21 protein-coding genes are annotated in these 24,626 nt (G+C 68.5%); 7 read left to right on the top strand and 14 right to left on the bottom strand.

The features are described 5' to 3' along the window. Nucleotides 1-17: 17 nt before the first annotated feature. From HUA76_RS11720 to HUA76_RS11690, 7 genes are all read right to left on the bottom strand, one after another. Nucleotides 18-1,916, bottom strand: a complete 1,899-nt coding sequence (locus tag HUA76_RS11720) for a Hint domain-containing protein (protein WP_174460860.1) — start codon at nt 1,914-1,916, stop codon at nt 18-20. Nucleotides 1,917-2,137: 221 nt separating this feature from the next. Next, a complete protein-coding gene (locus HUA76_RS11715; protein WP_174460859.1) occupies nt 2,138-3,751 on the bottom strand; it encodes a hypothetical protein in 1,614 nt (537 codons plus the stop codon). Nucleotides 3,752-4,067: 316 nt separating this feature from the next. Beyond that, entirely contained in the window at nt 4,068-5,090 is a 1,023-nt protein-coding gene (locus HUA76_RS11710) for a hypothetical protein (protein ID WP_174460858.1), read from the bottom strand. An 88-nt stretch (nt 5,091-5,178) separates the two neighbouring features. Further along, nucleotides 5,179-5,670, bottom strand: a complete 492-nt coding sequence (locus HUA76_RS11705; protein ID WP_174460857.1) for an SRPBCC domain-containing protein — start codon at nt 5,668-5,670, stop codon at nt 5,179-5,181. Nucleotides 5,671-5,689: 19 nt separating this feature from the next. After that, on the bottom strand, nt 5,690-6,037 hold the full coding sequence (locus HUA76_RS11700) for a helix-turn-helix transcriptional regulator (protein WP_174460856.1): 348 nt from the start codon (nt 6,035-6,037) through the stop codon (nt 5,690-5,692). A 16-nt stretch (nt 6,038-6,053) separates the two neighbouring features. Then, nucleotides 6,054-6,479 (bottom strand): VOC family protein, encoded by a 426-nt coding sequence (locus HUA76_RS11695; protein WP_174454118.1) that lies wholly within the window; start codon nt 6,477-6,479, stop codon nt 6,054-6,056. Between the two features lie 145 nt (nt 6,480-6,624). Continuing rightward, nucleotides 6,625-9,486 (bottom strand): serine/threonine-protein kinase, encoded by a 2,862-nt coding sequence (locus tag HUA76_RS11690; RefSeq protein ID WP_174460855.1) that lies wholly within the window; start codon nt 9,484-9,486, stop codon nt 6,625-6,627. A 26-nt stretch (nt 9,487-9,512) separates the two neighbouring features. Between HUA76_RS11690 and HUA76_RS11685 the strand changes: the two genes are divergently transcribed. Next, a complete protein-coding gene (locus tag HUA76_RS11685; protein WP_141641968.1) occupies nt 9,513-10,223 on the top strand; it encodes a sigma-70 family RNA polymerase sigma factor in 711 nt (236 codons plus the stop codon). 29 nt (nt 10,224-10,252) lie between these two features. Here the strand turns inward: HUA76_RS11685 and HUA76_RS11680 are convergent, their stop codons facing one another. The 3 genes from HUA76_RS11680 to HUA76_RS11670 all read right to left on the bottom strand — a co-directional run bounded on the left by HUA76_RS11680 (nt 10,253) and on the right by HUA76_RS11670 (nt 13,176). Then, entirely contained in the window at nt 10,253-10,840 is a 588-nt protein-coding gene (locus HUA76_RS11680) for an NYN domain-containing protein (RefSeq protein ID WP_141641967.1), read from the bottom strand. A gap of 108 nt (nt 10,841-10,948) precedes the next feature. Next, entirely contained in the window at nt 10,949-12,460 is a 1,512-nt protein-coding gene (locus tag HUA76_RS11675; protein ID WP_174460854.1) for an ATP-binding protein, read from the bottom strand. After that, nucleotides 12,457-13,176, bottom strand: a complete 720-nt coding sequence (locus tag HUA76_RS11670) for an ATP/GTP-binding protein (protein WP_141641965.1) — start codon at nt 13,174-13,176, stop codon at nt 12,457-12,459. Before HUA76_RS11670 ends, HUA76_RS11675 begins: the two co-directional genes overlap by 4 nt. 287 nt (nt 13,177-13,463) lie before the next feature. Between HUA76_RS11670 and HUA76_RS11665 the strand changes: the two genes are divergently transcribed. The 5 genes from HUA76_RS11665 (at nt 13,464) to HUA76_RS11645 (ending at nt 18,601) form a co-directional block, all read left to right on the top strand. Continuing rightward, entirely contained in the window at nt 13,464-14,003 is a 540-nt protein-coding gene (locus HUA76_RS11665) for an N-acetyltransferase (RefSeq protein WP_141641964.1), read from the top strand. Nucleotides 14,004-14,248: 245 nt separating this feature from the next. Continuing rightward, nucleotides 14,249-15,955 carry a type IV pilus twitching motility protein PilT gene (locus tag HUA76_RS11660; RefSeq protein WP_174460853.1) on the top strand — a complete coding sequence of 569 codons (1,707 nt, stop codon included), beginning with the start codon at nt 14,249-14,251 and terminating at the stop codon, nt 15,953-15,955. Nucleotide 15,956: 1 nt separating this feature from the next. Beyond that, nucleotides 15,957-17,063 carry a type IV pilus twitching motility protein PilT gene (locus tag HUA76_RS11655; protein WP_174454112.1) on the top strand — a complete coding sequence of 369 codons (1,107 nt, stop codon included), beginning with the start codon at nt 15,957-15,959 and terminating at the stop codon, nt 17,061-17,063. A gap of 112 nt (nt 17,064-17,175) precedes the next feature. Beyond that, on the top strand, nt 17,176-18,000 hold the full coding sequence (locus tag HUA76_RS11650; protein ID WP_174460852.1) for a hypothetical protein: 825 nt from the start codon (nt 17,176-17,178) through the stop codon (nt 17,998-18,000). A gap of 70 nt (nt 18,001-18,070) precedes the next feature. After that, the gene (locus HUA76_RS11645; RefSeq protein ID WP_254614139.1) at nt 18,071-18,601 is read left to right on the top strand and encodes a GNAT family N-acetyltransferase; all 531 of its coding nucleotides are present in this window, start codon (nt 18,071-18,073) and stop codon (nt 18,599-18,601) included. A 40-nt stretch (nt 18,602-18,641) separates the two neighbouring features. Here the strand turns inward: HUA76_RS11645 and HUA76_RS11640 are convergent, their stop codons facing one another. From HUA76_RS11640 to map, 4 genes are all read right to left on the bottom strand, one after another. After that, nucleotides 18,642-19,313 (bottom strand): hypothetical protein, encoded by a 672-nt coding sequence (locus HUA76_RS11640; RefSeq protein ID WP_217439533.1) that lies wholly within the window; start codon nt 19,311-19,313, stop codon nt 18,642-18,644. A 643-nt stretch (nt 19,314-19,956) separates the two neighbouring features. Then, complete coding sequence (locus HUA76_RS11635) at nt 19,957-21,720, bottom strand: hypothetical protein (protein ID WP_174460850.1); 1,764 nt, start codon at nt 21,718-21,720, stop codon at nt 19,957-19,959. Continuing rightward, nucleotides 21,717-22,343: a hypothetical protein gene (locus HUA76_RS11630; RefSeq protein WP_174460849.1), complete on the bottom strand. Its 627-nt coding sequence runs from the start codon at nt 22,341-22,343 to the stop codon at nt 21,717-21,719. The genes HUA76_RS11635 and HUA76_RS11630 overlap by 4 nt, the downstream gene beginning before the upstream one ends. Nucleotides 22,344-22,701: 358 nt before the next feature. Then, nucleotides 22,702-23,511 carry a type I methionyl aminopeptidase gene (gene map / locus HUA76_RS11625; protein WP_174460848.1) on the bottom strand — a complete coding sequence of 270 codons (810 nt, stop codon included), beginning with the start codon at nt 23,509-23,511 and terminating at the stop codon, nt 22,702-22,704. A gap of 104 nt (nt 23,512-23,615) precedes the next feature. Between map and HUA76_RS11620 the strand changes: the two genes are divergently transcribed. Then, the gene (locus HUA76_RS11620; protein WP_141646277.1) at nt 23,616-23,894 is read left to right on the top strand and encodes a LysR family transcriptional regulator; all 279 of its coding nucleotides are present in this window, start codon (nt 23,616-23,618) and stop codon (nt 23,892-23,894) included. Nucleotides 23,895-24,626 lie beyond the last annotated feature (732 nt).

Raw genomic sequence — 24,626 nt, 5'->3', positions numbered from 1 at the left:
CACCGCGAGCAGCCGCTTTAGCGCTGGCCGGCCACGAACGACGCGGAGCGCGCGTAGTCCTGGTGCCACGAGGCCGGCAGACGCTCCAGCACCGGGCGGGAGTCGGCCACGGGCGCCGTCAGCTCGCCCTGCATCGCGTTGTCGCCCACGCGGAAGCCGTTGGCGAACAGCGTGTTGGAGCCCTTGCCCACGCGCGCCAGCTCCTCCTTGGTGCCCAGGTTGAAGTTGAAGACCTTGCCCGCGTACTTCTCACGGGTGACGGAGGTCAGCGTCGCCACGCCGTCGCGGGTGCTGACGCGGTCGGCGACCTTCAGCGTGCCAGCGGCCACGGCCTTGCCGTCCGCCATGATGACGGGGTGCCTGTCGGTGAGGCTGACCGCGTGGCCCTTGTCGTCACGCAGGTTCACCATCGGCTCCACTTCGCCACCCGTCTGCACGTCGGTCACCGTCAGCGTCTCGCCCTTGGCGTTCGTCACGATGCGGGCGCCGCGCTTGACGTCCTCCACGTTGGCGATGGTGCCGTCGGCGAGCACCACCTTCGTGCCCTCGGCCATGCAGCTGTTGTAGACCATGACGCCATAGCGATAGCGCGCGTCGCTCAGCATGCGCACCGTCACCGTGGCCACCGTGTTCGCCGGGGTGCCGCAGTTCACCTTGGTGCTCACCGTGATGACGTACTCCACCGCCTGGTTGAGGACCGTCTGGGTGCTGCAGTTCTCCGTACCGGTGCCGGCGATGGACGTCTCACGCGACAGGTCCGCCAGCAGCTTGACGGTGGCCGTCTGGCTGTTGATGGAGCTGGTCAGCGAGGGGACCAGGTCCGCCTGGCTCATGCACGTGCCGCCCGTGACGGGCTTCACCATGCGCACCTTGGAGCCCGGGAGGATCTCCTTGATGAGGCAGGCGACGCCGTTCTTGCTGCCCGCGTTGAAGGTGAACTTGGTGGGGATGTAGATGTGCGTGAAGTTCCAGGGCGCCGTCACCGGGAAGTTGTTGGCCGCGTCACCCACCCAGCTGGTGGTGACCGTCGTGTTGCGCAGCGCGATGCTCGCCGGCGTGCTGCCGCCCGAGGGAGCCAGCGTGGCGCCCACCGCGGCGTAGTCACAGTCGATGCCGCCGCGCATCTGGCACAGCTCCGTGTTGAGCTTCATGCTCGTGGGAACCGACAGCCGCGGGTGCTCCAGCGACAGGTCCGCGCCGCCCGTCGTCGTGCTGGACTGGCCGCGCACGAAGGTGACGACCTCCTCGCCGGTGTTCTCGTTCATGGCGATCATCATCGAGTCGAGGATGACCTGCCGGTCCTGGTTCACCGGGATGGCCGGACGGACGATGACGTCGTCGAAGCTCTGGCCGGCGGCGTACTCCTCACCGGACGCCGAGTCGACCACGGCGGTGTCCGTCTCCGCGTTGTTCGCGTTGAAGGCCACGATGTCCGTGTACACGTAGCTGGCGCCGTTGAGACACGCGGCCCAGGGGTTGCTCTCGTAGACGCGCACCGCGCCGGCGGTGACGCCGCGGGTCAGGTTGAGGAAGTGGTCACAGCCCCAGTTGTTCACCAGGGACGCGCCTTCCGCCTCCTTGCCAGAGGCCTTGAGCGCCAGGGCCTTCTCGCGCGCCAGTCCCAGCCGCTGGAACAGCTTGGGCGAGTTGGTGGCCGTCTTGCCGGAGCCACGCAGGCGGTTCATCACGAAGCGGTACTGGCCCGGGTCCGCCAGGTCGATGGCAACGGCTTCACCCGTCGCGCCCCGGGACTTCTCCTCCAGGACACGGCGCATGTACTGCGAGTCCTCCACCAGGGTCGCGCGGTCCAACCCCCGGTCCGGGGAGCGCAACGGCCCGGCCCAGGCTGACGTCGCGAGCGCGACGAGCGGCAGGGCCGCGGAAACAGGCACCGAGAAACGCGAGTACGGCTTCATTTGTAACCCCCTCTGCTGCAGTGGACTGCCTTTGCCAACGACAACCACAACGCATCCGATGACTTCTCTTGAGACGGGCCCCCTCCTCACCAACGAGGAGAGAGCCCTTGACCCCCTGGGCATGGGGCACCTGCCCATGCCCGCTCACGACGGGACTGCTCGGCGCCCCGGCGGACGTGGGGGTGCGACGACCGCCAACCGGGACACCGGAAGACTCCGCGCTACAGCGCGTTGCAGGACAGACCGCAGACGTCCTGGGCCTGGTCCACGCAGATGACGTCCCAGCTGCCCGTGCAGCAGAACGGGTCGCCTTCGCACACGGACGCCGCGCACGGCGAGCAGTGCGTCGCGATGGGATTGCCCGGGTTGCACACGTTGTGGCACGGGCGCGGACGGCTGAGATACTCCTCGAAGACCGCCTTGCGGTGCGGCAGGAAGACGTTCTCCAGCGCCGGGGAGATGCGGAAGCGCGTGCCCTCCGGCCCCGCCTCCGTCAGCTCGCTGATGTGGGTGAAGCCCAGCGAGTTGGGCCACGTCAGGCCGCCGCCCAGGCCGTTGCTGTTGCTCAGGTCGTGGCAGCCGGCGCAGGACAGCGCCTTGGCGCGGTTGACGATGTTGACCGGCGTCAGCGTGCTGCCGATGCGGTCCAGCTCGCCCTGAATCAGCGTGCGCAGCGCGGACGCGTTGTTGCCGAACTGGCCGGTGTAGTTGTTCTCTCCGCCCTGGGCATCGCTCTGGCCGCCGTTGAACTGGTCCTGGACGTCCATGTTGAAGAGGTTGATGTCGTTGCGGGCCAGCGCCTCCACCTGGGTCGCGAAGAAGAAGCGGAAGTCCGCGGCGCGAGCGTGGGTGGAGTTCGGGTTGAACAGCCCGCCGAACGGGTTCACCTTGTCCGTGGAGATGATGGCCTTGAGCGAGGTGCAGGTGCCCGAGGCGCAGGTCTTCTGCAGCTTGAACTCACGCAGGAGCCAGTTGCTCTGCATGAACTGGTTGGTGCGAATCTGGCCCGCGATGGTGGCCGGGTCCGCGCCGTAGTTGTCGATGTGGACGACGGGACGGAAGCCCGGCAGGCCCGTGAAGTAGAAGTTGCGCAGCTGCTGGGTGCGCGACGCGGGGTCCGCGTTGGCCGTCAGCCGGTGCCAGAACTCCGCCACGGGGAGGCAGCCATCCAGCCCCTCTTCCGGGTGGGGGTTGGGCAGCACGGCCTCGAAGATGATGAAGTTGCGCGACAGGATGTTCGTCTCGCCCGACTTGCGCGCGAAGATGATGCGGTACTCGCCGCAGTTGGCGCCGTCCGCGGGCGCCAGGTCGAAGCGGTTGAACAGGCCCACCGCCTTGTAGGCGTTGGCGGAAGCCGGGTTGGTGAACGGGTCCTGGTTGGCCTGCGAGCCTTCCTGGGTCCGACACTGGTACGGGAAGCTGTTGAAGACCGGCTGACCACTGGAGGTCAGGTCATTGCAGTGCTGGCCCTGGTTGAGTCCCGGCCGCGCGTTCTGCGTGTCCCAGAGCTGGCGGTAGATGGCCAGGCCCGTCAGGCCCGCGACACCGCTCTGCGCGGCCAGCTGGTCGAACACCTCACGCATGGAGAAGTTGTTGACGATGGCCGTCTCCGTCACGATGAGCGAGCGGAACGTGTTCACCGTCACCGTGGCCATCTGGGACTTGTCACCGGACTCGTGCAGCAGGCCGATACCGCCACGCTCGGAGTGCAGTGGAGCGGTCCGCGCGGGCGGGGCCTCCTCCGGCGCCTCCAGCAAGTCCTCCTGCGTGCTACAGCCCGCAAGAGCCAGAATCGATGCAAAAGCAAGACACGAGCGCCGCACGCGCTTGTCCATGTGCTCCCCCTCTTCGAATTGACACAGCTGGTTTCACCGCTTCTGTGCAGCGCGCGCCCTTATGAAGCATTCAACAAATAATTACAAGACATCATCGGAATTACCACAATACCCACATAAGCCAGTTCATGCGTACACACATAAGTATTCCCCACGATACGCGAGCCTTTGACCCTGGGTGCGTCAAGACTGCACACCCCTCGCGTCCGGGCGGTACGCCGGGCGCGTCCTCCCGGCACGCGGGAGGATGCGAGACAAAGACAATGTCGCGTTCAATCCGTACGCACCGGCGCGTCTCACCGGTACGCAAGGAATGTCACTGAAGCTCCATGGGACAGGCGGGGAGCATGTCGTTCTCCGGGGTGCGCACCACGTTCTGCGTCAGGCACATGGGCCGACAAGTCCCCCCGATGCAGTAGTCCCCTTGCGCGCAGCACCCGCCGTTGCAGAGCACCCCATTGGGGCAGCACACCCGGTCGCCGCCGTAGCAGGCACCGCCGTAGCAGGCATCCCCCTGGGTGCAGGAGTCCCCGTCGTTGCACGCCGTGCCCGCCGGCCGCGCCGCGTAGCCACACGCACCCGTGGCGGGGTTGCAGGTGCCGGGGCTGGCGTAACAGGTGCCGGGCGCGCTGTTGCAGCTCACCGTCGTCCCCACACAGCTCCCCGTCGCCCCACACTTGTCGTTGAGGGTGCAAGCATTGCCGTCGTTGCAGACGGCGCCGGCGGTCAACGGCGTGTAGACACACGTCGCCCCCGAGCAGCTCCCATAGGGGGAGAAGCAGGGCCCGGGTGGGGTGTTGCAGGGGCCGCAGGTGGACTCCACGACGAGGATGTTGAGCATGAAGCGGCCGCAGGAGCCGTTCTTCCCATCCACGGTGATGCGCACCTCCTGGTTGCGCGCCAGGTTGAGGATGGCGGAGGACGTGAGCGTGGAGGCCGAGGCGTTGTCGTTGCAGCCCAGCGAGGCGCTGCTGTGCCAGTCCGTCACCTGCACCACCGTGTCGTAGTCGGTGGTGTCGAGCGGGTCCGTGACGAAGGTGTAGCTGCCGTCATACGGGGCGATGAAGTGGAAGCTCAGGTCCGGTCCGCTGCCACCGCCGCAGGCGGGTGTCACCTCGTTCGCCGCGCCGCAGGTGCGGCCCACCGCCACGCCTCGGCCCACGCGCAGCCGCAGGTCCACGTAGGAAGACGTGACCACGCGGGCTTCCTGGGTGACCAGGCTCTCCGGGGCCACCGGCTCCGCGCCGACTCCGCCCCCGGGGGACTGTGTGCAGCCCAGCCCCAGCAGCAGCACCCAAAGAAAGACACCGTTCCAGTGTCGATACTTGTTCTCCGCCATGACTGTCCCCCCTGCGTTCAACTTCCAACAGCATACACACCCGCAGTGGGTATTACTATAATTCTACGACAGGGCGGTTTTCAGGCAGTCATTCACCGCGGGGAGTCACCTGGGCGGCCTGGGAGCGCAGGCTGGTGGCGAGGCCTCCCCACCACATCCCCATCATCGCGAGGAAGGCCGGGACGTCCTGGCCATGGCGCACGGGGTGGTCCGGACGGAGAGCCTCCCAGCCCCGGTGCTCCAGGACGACCCGGGTGCCGCCCTGGGAGGGCTCGAAGCGGACGTCCACCTGGGTGAGTTCGCCCGGGGCGAAGTTGCGTCCGCGCCACTCGAAGCAGAGCCGCGCGCCGGGCTCCCACGTCAGCACGCGGCCAATCTCGAAGGTGCCGGCGCCGTCCTCTTCGATCAAGCGGCCTCCGGCGCCTCCCTCGAAGCGCACCATGCTGTCGGCCGCGTGGGAGCCCCGGAAGCGTGGCCCCCGCCGCCACCAGAGGTTGGTCTCCTCGGTGAAGACGGTGAAGGCGACCCCTGGCTCCACCTCCAGGAAGGTCGTCACGCGGGCAATCTGCTCGGTCGTCATGTCGGGCCTCGCGAGGGACTCATGGCCGCTTCTTCGCGCGCGTGCGCTCGGCGTGTTCCTTGAATGACTGGAGCTGCTCGCCCCAGAAGGCCTCCACCTCGTCGAGCCACGCGCGCAGCTCCGAGAAGCGCTCCGGCCGCAGCCGGTACAGCTTGACGCGAGCGTCGTCCTCCACGGCGTCCTCCTGGACGAGCCCCGTCTTGCGCAGGACACGCAGGTGCCGGCTCATGGCGGGGGGAGACATGTCGAAGGCGGCGGCCAGCTCTCCGGCGCGAAGGGGCTGCTCGCGCAGCAGGTCGATGACCCCACGGCGGGTGGGGTCGGCCAGGGCGGCGAAGGTGTCGTCGAGACTTCGGGCGGCTCCCATGGTGTGCTTTCGGGGCTCAGCCCTTCATGCGCTGGGCGAACCACCACGCGTGGCCCTCCAGGTCCTCCGCGCCGTAGCCCCGGTCCGTCCAGTAGTCGTCGCCGTAGTTCGTCGTCTCCGGCTCCCGGGTGATTTTCGCGCCCGCGGCCTTCGCCCGCGCGCAGTGCGCGTCCACGTCATCCACGTAGAGCATGAGGTAGGCGGCGCTGGTGCCTCCCGCCGCGGCCGGCGTGCGCCCCGGGTACTTCGCGCTGAGCGAGCTCAACATGATGACGCCCTCGCCGAAGACGAGCTCGGAGTGGACGATGACGCCCGGCCCTCCCTCCACCTTCAGCCGCGTCTGGAAGCCAAAGGCCCGCTCCAGCCAGTCGATGGCGGCCGGAGCATTCACGTAGAACAGCCCGGGGGTGATGCGCGCACAGCCCTCTGGAACCTTCTTCATGGCGGATCTCCTGGCAACGAACTTCGTTGCCTCCATGGGCAATATTTAACGCTGTCGTTAACCATCCGCAAGCGCCAAGGACGCGTCCCCGCCGGGCGAGGAAGCGGCCATCGTCAGGACGGAGGGCTGCCGGGGCTCCAGGGGTTCAGCGGGCCGCGAGCCACGCCTCGACCTCGAGCGCCTCCTTCACGCGGGCCTTGGGGAAGCGCCGGTAGATTTCGAGCGTGGACTGAGCCAGGTCCCGTGCGCGCCTGGCTTCACGGGGTTGGTCCACCAGGGCGCGCGCGACCAGGAACCGCATGTCCGCGAGGAGGAGTTCGTCGGAGCCGAAGGCGCTCTTCTCATAGACGGCCAGCGCACGCTCCAGATGCGGACGGGCCTTGCGTGGCTGATTCATGGCCAGGAGCGTCTCGCCGATGAGGGCCCGGTCATAGGCCGCCTCCAGGGAGTCGGGACCCCGAGCCTTCTCTCGAATGGCCAGGGCGCGCTCATGGAGCGCGAGCGCCTCGGCGTGGCGGCCCAAGTCCCGCAGGACCTGGCCCATTCCGGCCAGGGGCTCGGCGACAACGGCACTCTCCAAGCCGAAGACCTTCTCTCGAATCGCCACCGAGCGGCGGTAGTACGCCACGGACTCCTCGGCGCGACCCTTGACGTGGCGAAGCATGTTGGCGCCGTTGTGCAGCGCCGACGCCACGGCCGGAGATTCCTCGCCGTACACCTTCTCGCAGATGGCGAGCGCGCGGTGCTGGTTCGCGAGCGCGTCCTCGTAACGGTTGAGATAGGTCTCCTGCACGGCCAGCGCCTGGAGAACAGCGGCCACGTCCGGATGGTTGGGCCCGTAGTGCTCGGTGTAGCGGGCCAGTGCTTCCTTCAAGAGCGCGGCGGACTCCTCGAAACGGCCCGCGACGCTGAGCACCCGCCCCGCGCTCAGCAGGGGCGTCGAGAGCCGGGCATCTCCCGCGGGGAACGCCTTGCGGGCCAACTCCAGCGCGTGCAAGCCCTGCGTGACTGCCTCTGGCAGCCGCCCCTTGGCATGCAAGAAGACAGCGAGATTGGTGGCCAGCAGGCGCTCCAGCTCCGCGTCGCCTCCGAGCCGTGCGACAGCGGCGGTGGCATTGCTCGCGTACAGGTTCTCGGGGTCCTGCTCGTCAAGCGTGCTGGCGACTCGCAGCAACGCGACCCACCCGTCCGCTAGCTGTCTGTCCAGCCCGGCCGCCTGGGCCGTCTGGATGAGCTTGTGCAGCGTCTTCACGGAGTCACGCGGTTGGAGCCCCGCCTGCGAATGAGCGAGCACGTTGAGCATCTCCACGTGCGCCGGCGGGTAGTCCAGGCCCTCCATCCGCGCGGGAAGCGTGGAGGCCAACTCGAGCGCGGACTTGAGCTGCCCCGCGTGCAGCCGCGCGCGGACCGTGGCGAACTCCTTCTGAAGCGCCTCCAGTCGCTGTCGCGTCTCCAGGTCCTTCGGAAGCGGACGTGGCGAAGTCAGTGCCTGCACATCCGAGCACCGGGCCAGGTCCTCCAAACGGCTCACCGCGCGGGCGGCGTTCTGGACCACGGTCGTATCCGCCGACGCCAGCACCTCCACCAAGGCGGAGACGTCCTTGCGGCGTTGGTCCAGGCACAGCAACTGCCGCTCGAACATGCCCTCCGTCTGCCGCCCGTGGATGCGCGTGGCCTCGCACGCCTGCTTCGACGCCGTCGTCCAATCACGCACGTACGCGTCCAGCCCCTTCTCCACCACGCGCCACGCATCCGCCGCGTAGGGCAGCGTGTCCTTCGTGAGCGCGACGTGAACGGTGCTCCGGGTCTTCGCGTCCCAGATGTCGGTGAAGGCGCCAGGGTCGTCCGCGCACAGCGCGGGCCGCGTGGAAATGAAGACGCCCGCCCCCACCGCCGCGAGCAGTACGGCCGCGGCGGCGCCCCCGAGCAGCTTCTGCCTGCGCGAGCGAGGCTCCTGCCGCAGGGCCCGCAGCAGCACATCCATGGAGGCGTGACGGTCTCCGGGGGTCGGCGACAAGCCCTTCAACACCGCGACGTGAACCCAGTCAGGGACCCCCGTCTCGCGCTGGAGGGCACGGACCTCGCGAGCGCGCTCGGCGGGCGTGACGTCCATCTGACAGGCCCGCGCGGAGGGCCTGACGCCATAGAGCGCCTCGAGGAGCGCGACGCAGAAGCTGAACTGGTCGCTGCGCGCGTCGGGCCGTTCGCCTCTCGCCTGCTCGGGGGACATGTAGCCCGGCGTGCCCAGCAGCGCCCCCGTCTGGGTGAGAGACACACCTGGCACGGATGGGGCCACGAGCGCGGGCCCGGGCTTCGGCGGCTCTTCGACACCTTCGTCGAGGATGCGCACGAGTCCGAAGTCGGTGATGCGAACCCGTCCCGCATTGTCGATGAGGACGTTGTCCGGCTTGAAGTCGCGGTGCACGAGTCCCGCGGCGTGCGCGGCGGCGAGCCCCTGCCCCGCCTGGAGGAACAGGCCCAGCACCTCGCGCCAGGGCATCCGTCCCGCGCGCATGCGGGCCCCCAGCGTGGTGCCCTCGACGAACTCCATCGCCAGGAAGACGCGCTCGTCGACTCGGCCGAAGTCGTGGATGGCGACGACGTTGGGATGGACGACACGCGCGGTCGCCTGGGCCTCACGCAGCAGCCGGCCCTGGGCTTCCGCGAGACGGGCGGGTTGGATGGTGTCGAAGCGCAGAATCTTGAGGGCGACGCGGCGGTCGAGCTCCGGGTCCCGCGCGGAATAGACGACGCCCATGCCCCCCGAGCCAATGCGCGCCATCACCACGTAGCGACCCAGCGAGGTGCCGGGACTCAACGGCTCCCATGGCGGTGTCGGCGAAGCCGTGGGTTGGCTCGCGTCACCGTCCACGGAGGCCACGGCCTCCGCCACCAGCACGCGGCATGCGGGGCAGCCATCCAGGTGCTCCTGCACCACCGTGGCCTCTTCACCCCGCAACAATCCCCGACCGAAGGCGAGGAGGTTCTCCGTGGTGGGACATTGCATGAGTCCTCAAGGTAGGCTTCGGGTGGATGGCCAAGACACCGGACACCGAGGTCCATGAAGAGGACCTTGCGCTCGCGAGAGCCTGCGCTCACGGTGACACCGTGGCCCTGGCCGCGCTCGAGGCGCGCATCATTCCCCAGGTCCGCGTGGCATTGAAGCGCCGTGGAGTGGACGAGACGACAACCGACGAGGCGCTCCAGGTCTTTCGCGCGCGTTTCCTCGTCGCCGACGGCGCCATGCCGCCCCGCATCATGGAGTATTCCGGGCGCGGTCCGCTCTCCGCCTGGCTCCGCATGACCGTGCTGCGGCTGGCCTGGGGGCTGGTGAACGAGCGCAAAGGGCCGGCCCTCCCCGATGACACGCCGTTGGAGGCGCTGAGCGCCGCGCCCCACGACATGGAGCTGCAGTACCTCAAGTCCCGCTATGGGGCGGACTTCAACGCCGCCTTCCAGGAGGCGCTCGCGGGGCTGGAGCCGCGCGCGCGGACCCTGTTGCGAATGCATCTGGTGGACGGAATGGGCACCGCGCGCATCGCGGAGGCGTACGGCGTGGACCGCTCCTCGGTGAAGCGCTGGCTCGCCACCGCGCGCGAATGGCTGCTGGACCAGACCCGCACGCGCTTCGCGGCCCGCGTGGGCGCGCGCGTGCCGGAGCTGGGCAGTCTGCTCGCCCAGCTCCAGAGCCAGCTCGACCTGAGCATCCGCCGCCTGATGACGACGGAGGGAGACGCGCCGTAGCGCGGCCCCCTTTCGTGCCCGCGAGCGGACTACACGAACATCATCGGGTCGAACTCGTCCACGTTGACCGGCAGCAGCCGGGGCAGCGGGCGCTGGAACACCTTCGCGTTGAGCTCCAGGTCGACAATCTTCAGGCCCGAGGGCACCAAATCCCTGAAGCGCTGGCTGACGTACTCGCGCAGGCCGAGCACCGCCACCTGGCGCTTCTCCTCCAACATGGGCTTGAGCGCCTCGGCGAAGTCTCCGCCGTCATGGCTGGCCAGGCCCACCGCCGCCTTAGGGCGCTGGACGCGAATGGACTCCAGCAACTTGAGGATGCCCAGGTCCACCACCTTCTGGTCCTGCCGCCCGTACAGGAGCGCCACCTCGCACCCCGCGGACTTCAGCGCGCGGATGAAGCCAATCATCATGTCCGGCAGCTGCTCGCCCCGCGCGTTGAGCACCACCACGCAGCGCACGGGCGCGGGGAAGTAGCTCTCGCAGAAGGCCACCAGCCGGTCGAACTGGACGCGGTCCTGTGACTCGGGTTTGCGGCCGACAACGTTGGACACGGCCCAGTCGATGTTCTCCGCATCGATGAGCACATAGGAGGCGGCGGGGGGACGTCCGGTGAGCATGGGCGCGGACAATACGCTCGCGCGCCATTTCCAGGGGGATTGCGTGAGCGCCGCGAGCCGCCCTGGCCTGTCACGAACACCTGACGGCACCTCAGGCGACCTGACGCGTCAGAAGCGGTCCGGCCCCGGCGGCATCTCCGGCAGCGGCGCCAGCGCGGCCAGCAGGCCATGCTCCGGAATGGGCGGCTGCATGGGCAGCACCACCGTGAAGCGAGAGCCCCGTCCAAACTCGCTCTCCACGAACACCTTGCCGCCGTGGCCCTCCACCAGGCTCTTGACGATGGCCAGCCCCAGGCCCGCGCCGCCGTGCTCGCGCGTGGAGCTGCCGTCCACCTGGTAGAAGCTCTGGAAGATGCGTTCGAACTGGTCCTCGCGGATGCCCACGCCGGTGTCTTCCACGCTGACGCGATAGCCGGACATCCCCAGCGACTCCTGCGGGCCCGCTTCCGACAGCACCACCGACACCCGGCCCCCGGAGGCGGTGAACTTCAGCGCGTTGGCGAGCAGGTTCACCAGCACCTGCCGCAGCTTGTCCGCGTCCCCCGCCAGCCGGGGCCTGGGAAGGGGCGGCAGCCGCACCTCCAGCTCCACGCCCTTGCGCTGCGCCTGCGGCATGACGGTGGACACCGCCGTCTGGATGACGCCGGCCAGGTCCACGGGAGAAATCGCCAGGCGCAGCTTGCCCGCTTCAATCTGGCTCAGGTCCAGGATGGAGGAGATGAGGTTGAGCAGCGACTCACCCTTTTCGACGATGGTGCGCACGTAGAGCAACTGCTCCGGGTTGAGCACGCCGGCCAGCCCCTCCGCCAACATCTCCGAGTAGCCGATGATGGACGCCAGGGGCGTGCGCAGCTCGTGGCTCACCGTGCCCAGGAAGGTGGACTTCAGCCGGTCCAGCTCCTTGAGGCGGGTGTTGACCTGCGCCAGGCGCGAGTTCTGCGCCTCCAGCTCCCGGTGCGTCTCCAGCATCGCCTCGATGTGCAGCTGCGTCGTCAGGTACGTGCGGTGGCCGCTGGCCACCAGCGCGGCGAGCACCTGGCCAAAGTGCGTGAGCACCTGCGCCGCCGTGCGCTCGGGCGCGCGCCGCACCTTGGCCACCAGCTCCTGGGCGCGCGTCAGCTCCAGCCCGGAGATGTCCGTGAGCGTGTCGGGGAAGTCCCCCAGCTCCTCGGGCGTGAAGGGCCCCAGGATGACACGGCCCAGGAAGTCCCCCTCCCAGCGCACCGGCATCACCAGGTAGCGCAGGCCGGTGAAGCACGGCAGCGCGATGAGGCCCGCCTCCTCCGCGCCATCTCCCTGCGCCACGCGCGCGCCCTGCAGCGGGTGCACCGGGCCGTCCTTCACCCGCGCCACCGTCGCCGTGCAGCGCGTGCGGCCATCCGGGAAGGAGAAGACGTAGGCGCAGAAGTCGCCGTGGCCCACCTTCACGTCGGCCAGCTTGGTGCCTCGCGCGTCCAGCACCTTGATGCCCACGCGGTACAGCTCGCTGAAGCTCTTCACCACCTCGGAGAAGGAGGGCAGGTCCAGCATCTCGCCCAGCGACAGGCGACGCTGGAGCACCGACTCGCGGCGCGAGCCCGTGGCGCCTTCCGGTGGCGCGTTCCCCTGATAGCCGCTCATCGCCCGCCCCCCAACTGCTCGTCGCGCCCCACCGCCGAGTAGCGGCCCGCCAGCGTGGTGCCCGACAGGTCCATCCGCCCGAAGACCTGGGAGAGGAACTCCGTCTCGGTCAGCCCCACGTTGCGCGCCAGGTGCGCCCGGGCATCCAGCCGCCGGTAGGCCGCCTGCGCCACCGCGTGGAAGGTCTCCAGCACGCCCTCGCCCTTGAGCGCCACCGCGCCCACGACGGCCTCCCCGCCGCGCTTGCGCGCCTCCTCCAGCTCCGCGTCCGTGCGCGCGTCGGGCAAATCCCGCTTGTTGAACTGGATGACGACGGGCACCTGATCCACGTCCAGGCCGTTCTCCTTCATGTTGTCCTGGAGGTTTCGCCAGTAGGCGTTGTTCTCCGCCGTCGCCCCATGCCGACTGTCCGCGATGAACACCACCGCGTCCGCGCCCTGGAGCACGATGCGCCGGGTGGCGTTGTGGATGACCTGGCCGGGCACGGTGAACAGCTTCACCTTCACCTTGAAGCCGGACGACGTGGAAAAGAAGACGGGCAGCAGATCGAAGAACAGCGTCCGGTCGTCGTGCGTCTCCACCGTCAGCAACCGGCCCCGCACCTCGGGGGACGCCCGGGCATGGAGCTGGCGCAGATTCGTCGTCTTCCCGCTGAGTCCGGGCCCGTAGTAGACGATCTTGAGCGTCAGCTCTCGCTGGGCGTGGTTGAGTTGCAAAGGATGGCTCGGGCAGGCGGGGTCTAGATGAGGAGGCCAGCCCTCCGTGGATGACCAGGGTTTTTATAGTGGGAAGGCGCCCCGCGCGGAAGGCCGGCTGGATGCCAGCCGTGGAAGCGATGCCCATTCTTGGAATGGGACGGGCCAGAGTCGGGTTGACCGGAATCCGCCCCTCACAACCGCGGGGGAGGCAATCTCCTCACTTGGGAAGACAATGTGCGCGGAATGACCGCGTGCACCGGTGGCGGGGGTGCGGTTAGGATCGCAGAGCGACGGAGGAGATGGCGATGACGATGAAGCAGGTGGACCCGGGCGTGGAGATGGCCCCAGCCCCGGTGCTGGAAGCGGCGGTGGGCCTCCCCAACGACCTGATGGCGGCGGTGAAGTTCACCCTGCCCACCGACGAAGACATGACGGCGGTGGCGGCCCTGCGCGCCAGCTCCGAGCCCTGGAAGAGCCGGGGTGAGACGCAGGAAGACAGCCTCAAGGCCCTGGCCCAGCTCAAGCCCTTCATCCACGTAGCGAAGCTGCAGACGCAGATCGTCGGCTACGTCACGGTGGAGCGCGACGGCCCGGTGCCCGGCGCCGCCTACCTGCGCAACATCGTGGTGAAGACGGAGCTGCGCAAGAAGGGCCTGGGCGCGGTGGTCCTGGAGCAGGCGCTCCGAGCCGCTCGGGACATGTATCGCAAGACCATTGCCCTGCGCGTGGACCCGTCCAATGCGCCCGCGGTGAGCTTCTACCGCAAGGCGGGATTCACCACCGTGGCCACGGTGGTGTCCAAGAAGTCCGGCAAGCTCCGGCTCCTGATGTCCCGCGAGCTGTAGTTCCTGGACCTGGCTGGCGGGAGGACGCTTGCCTCCCGCCGCCTTCGCTCCGAGCGGGCCTCCTGGCCCCGGAGCCCCTCTCTTCAACCCTGGCGGACATGGCCCGGCCCCCTCGACAGGGTGGGTGTGGGGCCCACCGCGCTCAGCGCGGCGTGACTCCGTCCAGGGGTGGGCGCTTTTGCGTCAATGTCGACTATCCTGCGGTCCCCCGCGCTCCGCGCTCCGTGGCTCGAGTTCGAATCCGCATGAGACCCCTTGCAGAGCTGTTGCGCCATTTGTCGCGGCCTGGAGTGACGGAGCTGACCCTGGCCACCGGGCGCCCTCCCATGATTCGGGGCAGCAACGGCTACGAGCCGGTGGACCCCGCCGCGGTGACGACGGACGACGTCGTCCGGGCGCTCCAGGCCATGGTGGGTGTGGCCCGGGCATCCAGCGTCTCCGACGCACCCTCGAACTGGTCCGTCAACGCCAATGGACTGGGTGCCCTGTCCATCGCCGCGATGCGTCGGGGAGACCTCATGCACCTGAGGTTGTCCCGCGCGGCGGAAGTCGCGGCCAGCGCCCCAGCCGCCGTGGCACCGCCCGCCCAACCCGTGGCGGCGCGGGCGGCTCCGGTTCCCCCCACCCCCCAGCCGGTGCCTGTCGCGGCGCAAGCCGCCGCGCCTCAGAGCGCCGGGCCCGGGTATGCCTCCGCGCCCACCGCATCCGGGAATACCGCCGCGCCTCAGAGCGCCGGGTACGTCGCCTCGGGAACGCAGGAGGCCGCGCGCTCACTGGCGACGTCGCGCCTGACGGGTGGAGCCAGGGACCTGGCCATCGTGCTGGAGCAGGGCCGCAGCAGCCGCGCCAGCGACGTGCACGTCGTGGCCGAGCGCCCCGTGCTCTTCCGTCTCGCCGGAGAGCTGGTGCCCCAAGGCGGCGCACTGGATGCGGCGCGGGTGGAGGGCATGTTGATGCCGGTGGTGCCGGAGCGACTGCGCCCGGTGCTGGAGCGCGACGGCAGCTGTGATTTCTCGCTCGACTCGCCGGAGATGGGGCGCTTTCGCGTCAACGTCTCGCGGCACCGCACGGGCCTCAAGGGCACCTTCCGGGTGATTGCGCGCGACATCCCCACGTTGGAGTCGCTGGGGCTGCCCGTCGAAATCGCCAAGGCGACGCACCATCATCAGGGGCTCATCGTCGTCACGGGCCCGTCCGGTCACGGCAAGACGAGCACCCTGGCGGCGCTGGTGGACCTCATCAACCGCGAGACGTCCCACCACGTGCTCACGGTGGAGGACCCGGTGGAGTTCGTCCACCCGCGCAAGAAGGCGCTCATCAGCCAGCGCGAAGTGGGCGCGCACACGAAGACGTTCGCCAGCGCGCTCAAGGGCAGCTTGCGCGAGGACCCGGACGTCATCGTGGTGGGCGAGCTGCGCGACACGGAGACGGTGCGCATGGCGCTGGCGGCCGCGGAGACGGGCCACCTGCTCATCAGCACCATGAACACGCCGAGCGCGGCGAAGACCATCGACCGCCTCATCGACCTCTTCCCGCCGGCGGACCAGCAGCAGGTGCGCCTGTCGCTGTCCAGCGGCCTGCGCCTCATCGTCAGCCAGCGGCTGATGGCGAGCGCGGACGGCAAGGGCATGGTGGCGGCGGCGGAGGTGCTCCCCGGCTCGGTGGCGCTGGGCAACCTCATCCGCGACAACAAGACGTACCAGATTCCCTCGCTCCAGCAGCGCGGCAAGAGCCTGGGCATCATCCGCTTCGAGGACTCGATGGCGGACCTGGTGCGCGCGCAGAAGGTGAAGTTGGAAGTGGCCAAGGGCTTCGTGGACAACCCGGACGAGCTGGAGGCGGTGGTGACGGGAAAGAGGCCGGGCACGTCCGTGGCCGCGCCGGAGACGCAGCAGGACAGCGCCCGGCTCTTGAGCAAGATGGGCTCGTTGATGGGAAGGAAGGGGGGCTGAGATGAGCACCACGCCGCGCATCTCCGCGCTCTTCGACATGCTGCTGGAGCAGAAGGGCAGCGACCTGCACCTGAGCACCGGCTATCCCCCCATGGGCCGCATCCGTGGCGAGCTGACGCCGCTGCACGAGTTGCCCCTCACGCCCCAGGAAGTCGAAGGGCTCTTGTTCGAGCTCATCAACCCGCAGCAGAAGCGGCAGATTGTCGAGGAGCTGGACCTCGACTTCGCCTACGGCTACGGCACGAAGGCCCGCTTCCGCGCGAACTACTTCTACAAGCAGACGGGCCTGGGCGCGGTGTTCCGCACGATTCCCAGCAAGGTCCTCACGCTGGACGACCTCAAGACGCCCGAAATCGTGCGCAAGCTGGCCGAGCGTCGCAGCGGGTTGGTGCTGGTGACGGGCCCCACGGGCAGCGGCAAGTCCACGACGCTCGCGGGGATGGTGAACCACATCAACCAGACGCGTCCCGCGCACATCCTCACCATCGAGGACCCGGTGGAGTTCGTGCATGAGTCCGCGCGGGCACAGGTGACGCACCGTGAGGTGGGGCCGCACGCGTCCAGCTTCGCCACGGCCATCCGCTCGGCGGGGCGCGAGGACCCGAACGTCATCCTCATCGGCGAGCTTCGCACCAACGAGACGATGAAGCTGGCGCTCCAGTTGGCGAGCTTCGGCGTGTTGGTGTTCGCCACGGTGCACACCAACAGCGCGCCGGCGACCATCGACCGCATCATCAACTCGTTCCCCGCCGACGAGCAGGCGCAGGTGCGAGGCATGTTGGCGGAGAGCCTGGCGGGAATCGTCGCGCAGCAGCTCATCAAGACGGCGGACGGCAAGGGCCGCGTGGCGGCGCTGGAAATCCTCGTGGGTGGCGCGGCCATCGCCGCGATGATTCGCGAGGGCAAGGTCTTCCAGATTGCATCCAAGATGCAGGCGGGCCAGGGCCAGGGCATGCAGACGCTCGACATGCACCTGGAGCGGCTGGTGCGGGACAACATCGTCACGCCCGACGCCGCGCTGGAGAAGGCCCAGGACAAGGAGAACCTGGCCAAGGTCATCCAGCGCCTCAAGCCGGATTGGGTGCTGCCGGAGTCGATGAAGGCGTAGTCGCCCCCAGGCCGCCCGCGACGGCGGAAATGTCCGGGCGAGAGGGAGACCTTTTCCACCGGTGTCAGGAAGGCAAGGCCGTGGCGTCGCTGGGCCCGCAAGGGAGCCCTGGATGCGCTACGGCGATGACAAGTCCTTCGAGATGGCACGCAGTCTGTTGCCTTCCACGCACCGACAGGCAGCTCGCAAGAGTCGCGCGAGCCTGCACCGGCGCTCCCGCCGCAGCTCGAGGACCCGGGTCGCCCAGCTCATCCGAGACCCCGAGTTCGCCGAGGACTGCGCGGAGCTGGATGAAGACTCCTCCACCGAGATGCAGTGGGTGGTGTCGAGACGGCGAAGGGCGGACAAGGTCAACCCCTTCATCCGCTGGGCGGAACAACGAACGTTGGACCAGCCTCGCGACCTGCGCGTGGAGCTGATGCGCAAGGTTCTCCCGGCAGGACTCATCGGTCATCACGCGCTCTCGCATCTGAAGCAGCAGAAGCACTTCCTGAGCAGCCTGGAGCTGCCGCGCGGGATCGGCCGCTCCAGCACCCCATGGCGGAGAAAGCCCCTCTCGGACCGGGGGGTAATGGCGCAAATCCTTCGCGGACTGCTGCGAGTCCCCGACGGACAGAAATCCTTCAACGGCTACCTCAAGCGGGCCTCTGCCAGCAGTTGGAGCTGGAAGCAGGGACACGACGGCCGCTGTCACGTGGTGCTCCACGGACACAAGACTCCCAGGTTGCTGATGGGGGTGCATGACGTGCTCACCTTCCTGGATGGCGTTGGCGTTCATCCCTGGCCTCCTCACCCGCCACGACCCCGGGGCGAACCCGCGTCGACCCGCGAGCCAGCCCTCACCTTTCTGCGAGCCTTCCATCGCCTGGGTGGGGACCTCACCGCCACCCTCGCGGCCCTTCCCCCGGTTCCCCGACTGAGCACGCTGCCGCGCTGACGCACGCACGGGCCGTGGGTGAGACCTGGAACCGCGACGAACCGACGTGCGCGGGCAGGCGACGCGGAACATGATGCACACCATGCTTCACGGCTTCGAGAGCACGACGACGGAACGGCTGCTGCTTCGCCCGTTTCGCGAGACCGACCTGGACGCGGTGTTCACACTCCATGGCGACCCGGAGACCTCTCGCTTCAACCCCTCCGGCCCCTTGCGCTCGCTGGACGCCGCGAGGGAGCTGCTGGCGCTGTGGTTGAGTGACTGGGCGAAACACGGCGTGGGGTACTGGGCCGTGGAGCAACGAGAGACACCGGGCGTCGTCGTGGGCGTCTGCGGCGTGCGCCACAAGCTGTTCGAGGGTCGGACGGTGTTGAACCTCGCCTATCGGTTCGCGCCTCGGACCCAGGGGCTGGGTTATGCGACGGAGGCCGCGCGCGTCGCCGTGGAGAAGGCCCGGCGACACCTCCCCGCTGTGCCCCTCGTCGCCATCATCCATCCGGAGAATGCACCGTCCCTCCGCGTCGCGGAGCGACTCGGGCTGCGGTTCGAGCGCATCACCGATTATGAGGGCACCCCGAGCCGCGTGTACGGGGTCGACTGAGCTTCGACGTGTCCGTGCGGCCTCCCGAGGCACAGGAGGACTACAACTCCTCGCGGAGCCCCTCTCGGAACACCGTGAATACCGCCTGCCCGCAGCGGTCCGATGTGTCCGCCTGCGCTCTCGCCACGCGCACCTCGTAGCGGACACCTCCCAGCAGAAGTCGCTTCGTCTCTCCAACAGAGACAGTGACGGGTGATGCGCCACGCTTCCGAGCATCCTCGAACCGGAGCCGTGCGCCCTGGGTGCGTGCGTCCTTTCGCCGCTCGCAGTCAGCAAGTTCCCACCGGACTCGCAGCTCCGGCACCAGTCCCGTGGGCAGCAGGACTTCGCCTTCCGGCGTGGTGGGCGCGCTCGGTACCGTGAGCAGCAAGAGCCCTCCGTCCGCGTCGCGGAGCGTGTCGCCCGAGAGGAGTTCTGGATGCTCTCCGTCGCTGGAGACACAGCTCGCGGGCTCGCGGTGGCTGACCCAGCCCACGGTACGTCCCGTCAGGTCCGCCAGGACCTCTGGCACGGTGAGCCCGTAGCTCAGGCCGCCGCGCATCTCGCCTGCCTTGTACTCCAGCACCGAGGCCCACTGGTCCCCATGGCGGTATGCACCTCGAAGTTGTCGGGCCACGGTGAACCGTCGCTCCAGCCGTGGGCCCGTGCGCTGGATGGAGCGCGTCTCCGGCGTCTCCTTGAAGGCCACGTCCACCCGGGCCGCGCGCCACACGTCCGCGCACGCGAGGGAGCCAGGTGACTCCGCAGCGCGTGTGCCTCCATCCGGCGTCGATTCCGCGGAGGCCCCCGACACCGTGATTCCGTCGGCGGACGAGGGCACCGCGCGCCTGGAGTCACGCGAAGCCACGTCGGACGGAGCGAGTCCTCCAGCGGGCGGCTCACGAACCCCGCCCACGGCTGAAGACCGTGGGGTCTCGGACCGCTCCGCGACAGCAGAGCCTGCGTCCGTCGCGGGAGGCTCGGGGCGAAGCCAGCAGGCACCGTGCATCAGCAAGAACCCCAGCGCACAGCTCCGCGCACCCAGCCGGTGTGGTCCTTCCGACTTCGGCATCACGTGCTCCTCTGCAGGGCAAGTGCCCTCCGCCTCCGCCGACTTTCGCCCTTCTGGTCAGGGGAGGCCAGCGATGCGGCGGCATGTCTGCTTCGCGGCTTTCGGTCACGGTCTGCCCCACCTACTCTCGCCCGTCCGAGGAAGGACCCGCATGACGACACGCGACAACTCCAGTACCCCTTCGACCATGGGGTGGCGGATGTCCCCGTGGACGTCTACGGCAAGCCGGGCAAGGGGCCGGTGGTGATTGACGCGGGCTGGGCGCCCTGCTCCCGACGAACCTGACGCATCCTGACCGTCGAGGTCAGAGGCATTCCGCGTACAGCAGCGTTCCATCCGCCGACACGTGGAAGTCGCGTCCCTCCACGCGTCCCCGAGACAGGAGTCGCTCCCGCTTGCGTCGGACGTCGTCACGCCGTCGCACCAGCGAGGACTCTTCGTGCGGCACCCTCGGCTGGAAGCGCGCGGGGCCCCCCTTGTCATCCGGCGCATAGCGGGTCAGCAGTGAGCGCTTCGAGCCTCGGCCCGCGCCGTCATCCGCGTCACCGTCGTCGGAGAAGTCGAGTTCCAGCGAGCCCCACTCGCCCACGTCGCAGTCGCAGGAGCCACAGCCCGGAAAGCCGCAGCCCAGGAAGCCATCGCGGCAGGAGACACACTCCGCCTTCGGTGACGAACCGCATGCCGCGCAGCCGTTGTCGCCAAATGAGTACGAGTGCCACCCCGAGTTGCTCACGCCCGCGAACTGGTAGCGGTAGTTCATCACGCTGTCGTGCACCACGCTGTACTGCCCCGGCACGTCGTTGCCGTTGTGGTCCAGGTTCAGGTTGTGGCCCAGCTCGTGGATGAACGTGCCGCGCTGCTCCTGGATGCTCGGACTGCTGAAGCAGCCCATGCTGATGATGAGGTCGTTGCCCAGCAGTTCGGCCTTTCCCGACGAGCAGCTCGTGAGGCTCGTGTGCCGGTTGGCCCACATCGCATAGTGGAAGTACGGCCGGCGCTCGGGGTTCGCGGACGAGAACGCGCTCTGCTTCAGCGCGTAGAAGTCGACGCCGTTGGCGCAGCTCCCGTAGCAGACCACCTCATGCCAGGGCAGCGCGCTGTCGATGAAGGCATGCAGCCGCACGCTCCCACCCGTCTCCTGGGCGAACACCGCCGCCGCGTCCGCCACCAGGCCGGCGTACGGCTGCCGCGTAAGGTACGGGTTCGTCGGGTGCTGCATCCAGTCGACCTCCACGTAGAGGTCCCTTGCCGTGGGGCTGCTCCACTCGGAGAAGGAGAAGCCATCATTGCCGAACACCTCCAGCGTGTCCGCTATCGAGTCCCCATCCGAGTCCTCGTTGTTCTGACTCAGTCCGATGAGCGGCTCGAGCGAGTCCGAGAGCCCATCCTCGTCACCGTCGTTGTCATCGAAGATGGTGGACCAGAGTTCCTCGTCGTGGACGAAGCTGGCCGTTCCGGCGCTGCCCGGGAAGCGCCCCACCACCACGCGCTGAGTGCCGACGTTCTGCGTGCTCGTCGCGGTGACGAGCGGGTAGTACTTCGGCCCGCTGTCGTCATCGTGCTGGAGGTACTCGGTATTGGAGCGCAGCAGGAAGAGGAGATGGTCTCCGCCTCCGGGGCTGGTGGCCGAGGCCCTGAAGGTGTCCTTCGCGTTCCACGCGAAGAGGAGCGGCACGCCTCCGAAAGGCTGCTGCGACAGGAGCAGCGTCCCGTTGCGATACAGGCTCGCCGTGCCGCCGCGCCCATCCGCGTACGCTCGCACCCAGACGCGGTAGTAGCCTGAGTCCGGCGCGACGAAAGTCACACACGAGCGCGTGGCGCCCTGGCAGTCGTCACCCACTGCGACCTGACTCCAGCCATTCCTGTCGCGCAACACGTGCAGCACCGTGTCCGGCACGGAGCCCGTCAGCTCTCGCGTCTCGAAGGTGTACGTCTGTCCCGCGTCGAGCCAGGTGCTCAGCCAGATGAAGCTGCCCCAGTCCCGCGATGCCACGTAGTGCGGCCCCGCCCACGCCATCATCGGCGCCAGCAGCAACACCACGCGAAGCGCCCCCATGAACGACTTCATCGCTTCTGCTCCCCCTGGAAGAACCACTCCTTGAATGTCTCTTGCGCGCGGTCTCGTTCCGCGGGCGAGAGAGTTCTCCACTTCACCTGCTCCTCCGCGAGCGCGCGCTGGTAGCGAGTGTCCTCGTCCCGTGCACGGGCGTCGTCCGGAGGTGATGCGGAGAGCTTCGCGACGAGATTGAGCGCGGCGAGATAGCGCTGCTCTTGTCGTGCCCGGGTTTCAGGGCTCGCGTCCTGGAAGGCTCGCTCCGTACGAGTCACGAGCGCGGCCAGGTCGTCGACGGGCTCCTCACGCAGGAGCGCTTCCTCATCTGGAGTCAGGGGAACCAGTGCGTCCTTCGCGAACCTCGTCAGCAGGGATGTCGCGGGGGTGGAACTCGCCACCTGCACCGTGAGGCCATCAGGTCCCTGGACCTGCTCGATGTGAAGGACAGGCTCCGGCGAGTCCTTGCGCGGGTCTCCAGGCCGAGCCACCTCGGCTGGCTCCTGGTGCACCGTGGCCGGGTTCGCGGCGGCGTCCTCGCGTGGAATGTGCCGAGGCACCAGCAGGGGGATTCCCGCCGCGAGCAGTACGACGCCCAACACCACGCTCCCGACTCCGACCTTGTCGCCTCGTGCGCGCATGCGGCCCCCACTCGCAGGCCACACGTCTAGCCGCAATTCGCGCCGGCATCAAACAGCCGGAGTCTCGGAAGGATTCAGCCCGAGACAGGCGTGGGGAGGACTCCCCTCGCCCACCGGCATCAAACAGCCGGAGTCTCGGAAGGATTCAGCCCGAGACAGGCGTGGGGAGGACTCCCCTCGCCCACCAGCATCAAGCAGCCAGGGTGCGGAGACATTCAGCCCGAAACAATCTCGCGGAGGAGTGTCACGCGGTCGGAGATCGGGGCAGCACGACGGCTGTCATCGAACGGCCCGGTGCGCCGCCGGACGGGAAGACCTCGACGGTGCTGCGTCGAACACGTCGTGCTCCAGGCTCAACTCAACGGGCCTCGGGCTGTGACGTCCGGGAGGGTGGCTCCACCACCGGATGAGCACCGGGATATGGGGTGAGCACCTCGCAGCCCTCGCGCGTCACCAGGATGGTGTGCTCGAACTGCGCGGAGAGGCTTCCGTCCTCCGTCACCACCGTCCAGCCGTCCGCGAGCATTCGAATCTCGGGGCGGCCCAGGTTCACCATCGGTTCGATGGTGAGCACCATGCCGGAGCGCAAGGTGATGCCCGTCCCCCGCGAGCCGAAATGCGGAACATGGGGCGGCGCGTGCATGGAGCGTCCGATGCCGTGTCCTCCGAACTCCCGCACGATGCTGCACCCTTCCTTCTCCGCCAGCTCCTGGATGGCCGCGCCGATGTCGCCCATCCGAGCACCGTGACGCACGACGGAGACACCCACGTCACGACACCGGCGTGCCACGTCCACCACATGCCGAGCGTCGGCGGAAACGTCACCGATGCAGAACGTGGCCGACGTGTCTCCGTGGTAGCCGTTCAGGCAGGTGGTGACGTCGACGTTGATGATGTCACCGGGGGCCAGTCTTTCGTCCGGGCGTGGGACGCCATGACAGACGACGTGATTGCGGCTGGTGCAGACCGTCGCGGGAAAACCGTGGTAGCCCAACTGGCTGGGCGTGCCGCCTCGACGGGCCGTGTCCTCGCGCACCCACTGGTTGATGTCCTCCGTGGAGATGCCCGGCGTCAGCTTCCCCGCGACCCAGGCGAGCGTGCCAGCAGCCGCCTCGCCCGCACGACGCAGACGCTCTACCTCGGTGCCCTTGAACAATGGTGTTCCCATGGGGAGCCAAGGTGTCCCTGGGGGGCGTCAGCGTCCAATGCTGTTTCGGTATCGCGCTCGAGGGCGGGGGTGCAGGACATGAGCGCTCGCGGTAACCTGGGGCCGTGAGCATCACCCACCTCCAGTCCTTCGTCGCGGTGGCCGAGGAACGCCACGTGGGCCGCGCCGCGCGCCGGCTCCATCTCACCCAGCCGCCGCTGAGCCGCCACATCCTCGCGCTCGAGGACGAGCTCGGCACGCGCCTCTTCGAGCGCACTCGACAGGGCATGCGCCTGCTTCCCGCTGGAGAGGTCTTCCTTCACCACGCGCGCCGCATCCTCGCGGAGGTGGACACCGCGGTGCTCACCGTGCGCGGCCTCTCACCTCGCGACGCGGGCGGGTGAGGCAAAGCGCACACCTGCTCGCTAGCCCGGAACCTCCACCGGGAACTCCAGGGCTTCTCCCCGGTGAGACAGGACCGCTGTGCGAATCAACTCGCGAAGCTGGCGCGCACTGAGCGGCAGGTCGGCGAAGACTCGCGAGGGCGAGAAATCTCCCAACGCCAGCCCTGGTCCCTGTTCCGGTCCCCAGATGCGCTCAGCCACGAGTTCGTAACGTGACCCGGCCAGCTCGAGGGAGACCGCGCAGTCCCTGTCATTGAGCCTCCGCGCGGCGAGCACTTTCATCACCCCGCCTCGCGGGTGTGAAGTCCGCTCCAACACGTCGTGACCACACATCCAGGATGCCCCCGCGCTCGTTGCGAACTGGACGATACCACGAGGCCTCGCCGAGCCTCATGACGCTCGGCGGGCGCCCGTGCCCGAGGTGGGGACATACTGCCGCGCCGAGAGCCCCCGGACCGAAAAGGAACCGCCAGACATGCCGCGCAGGTCGTCATGCATCCCGTCATCACCTCGTCGGCTCGTGGTTCCCTGGGTGCTGCTCTCGTCACTGGCCTGGGCTCAAACACCAGACACCGGAATAACGACGACGGAGTCCGGCGCGCGGAACACCGTCATTGGCACCTCCTCATCGCCTGAGTCGCGCACTCGCATCGCCGGCTCCGACGGCTCCGACGGCTCCGACGGCTCCGACGGCTCCTCCGTAGCTGTACCGGAGCGGCCCGCCGCCAATGT

Source organism: Myxococcus sp. CA056 (genome assembly GCF_013336715.1).
GTDB classification, from domain to species: domain Bacteria; phylum Myxococcota; class Myxococcia; order Myxococcales; family Myxococcaceae; genus Myxococcus; species Myxococcus llanfairpwllgwyngyllgogerychwyrndrobwllllantysiliogogogochensis.
Note: the sequence above shows the minus strand (reverse complement) of the source record. Positions and strands in the feature narration are given on the sequence as shown.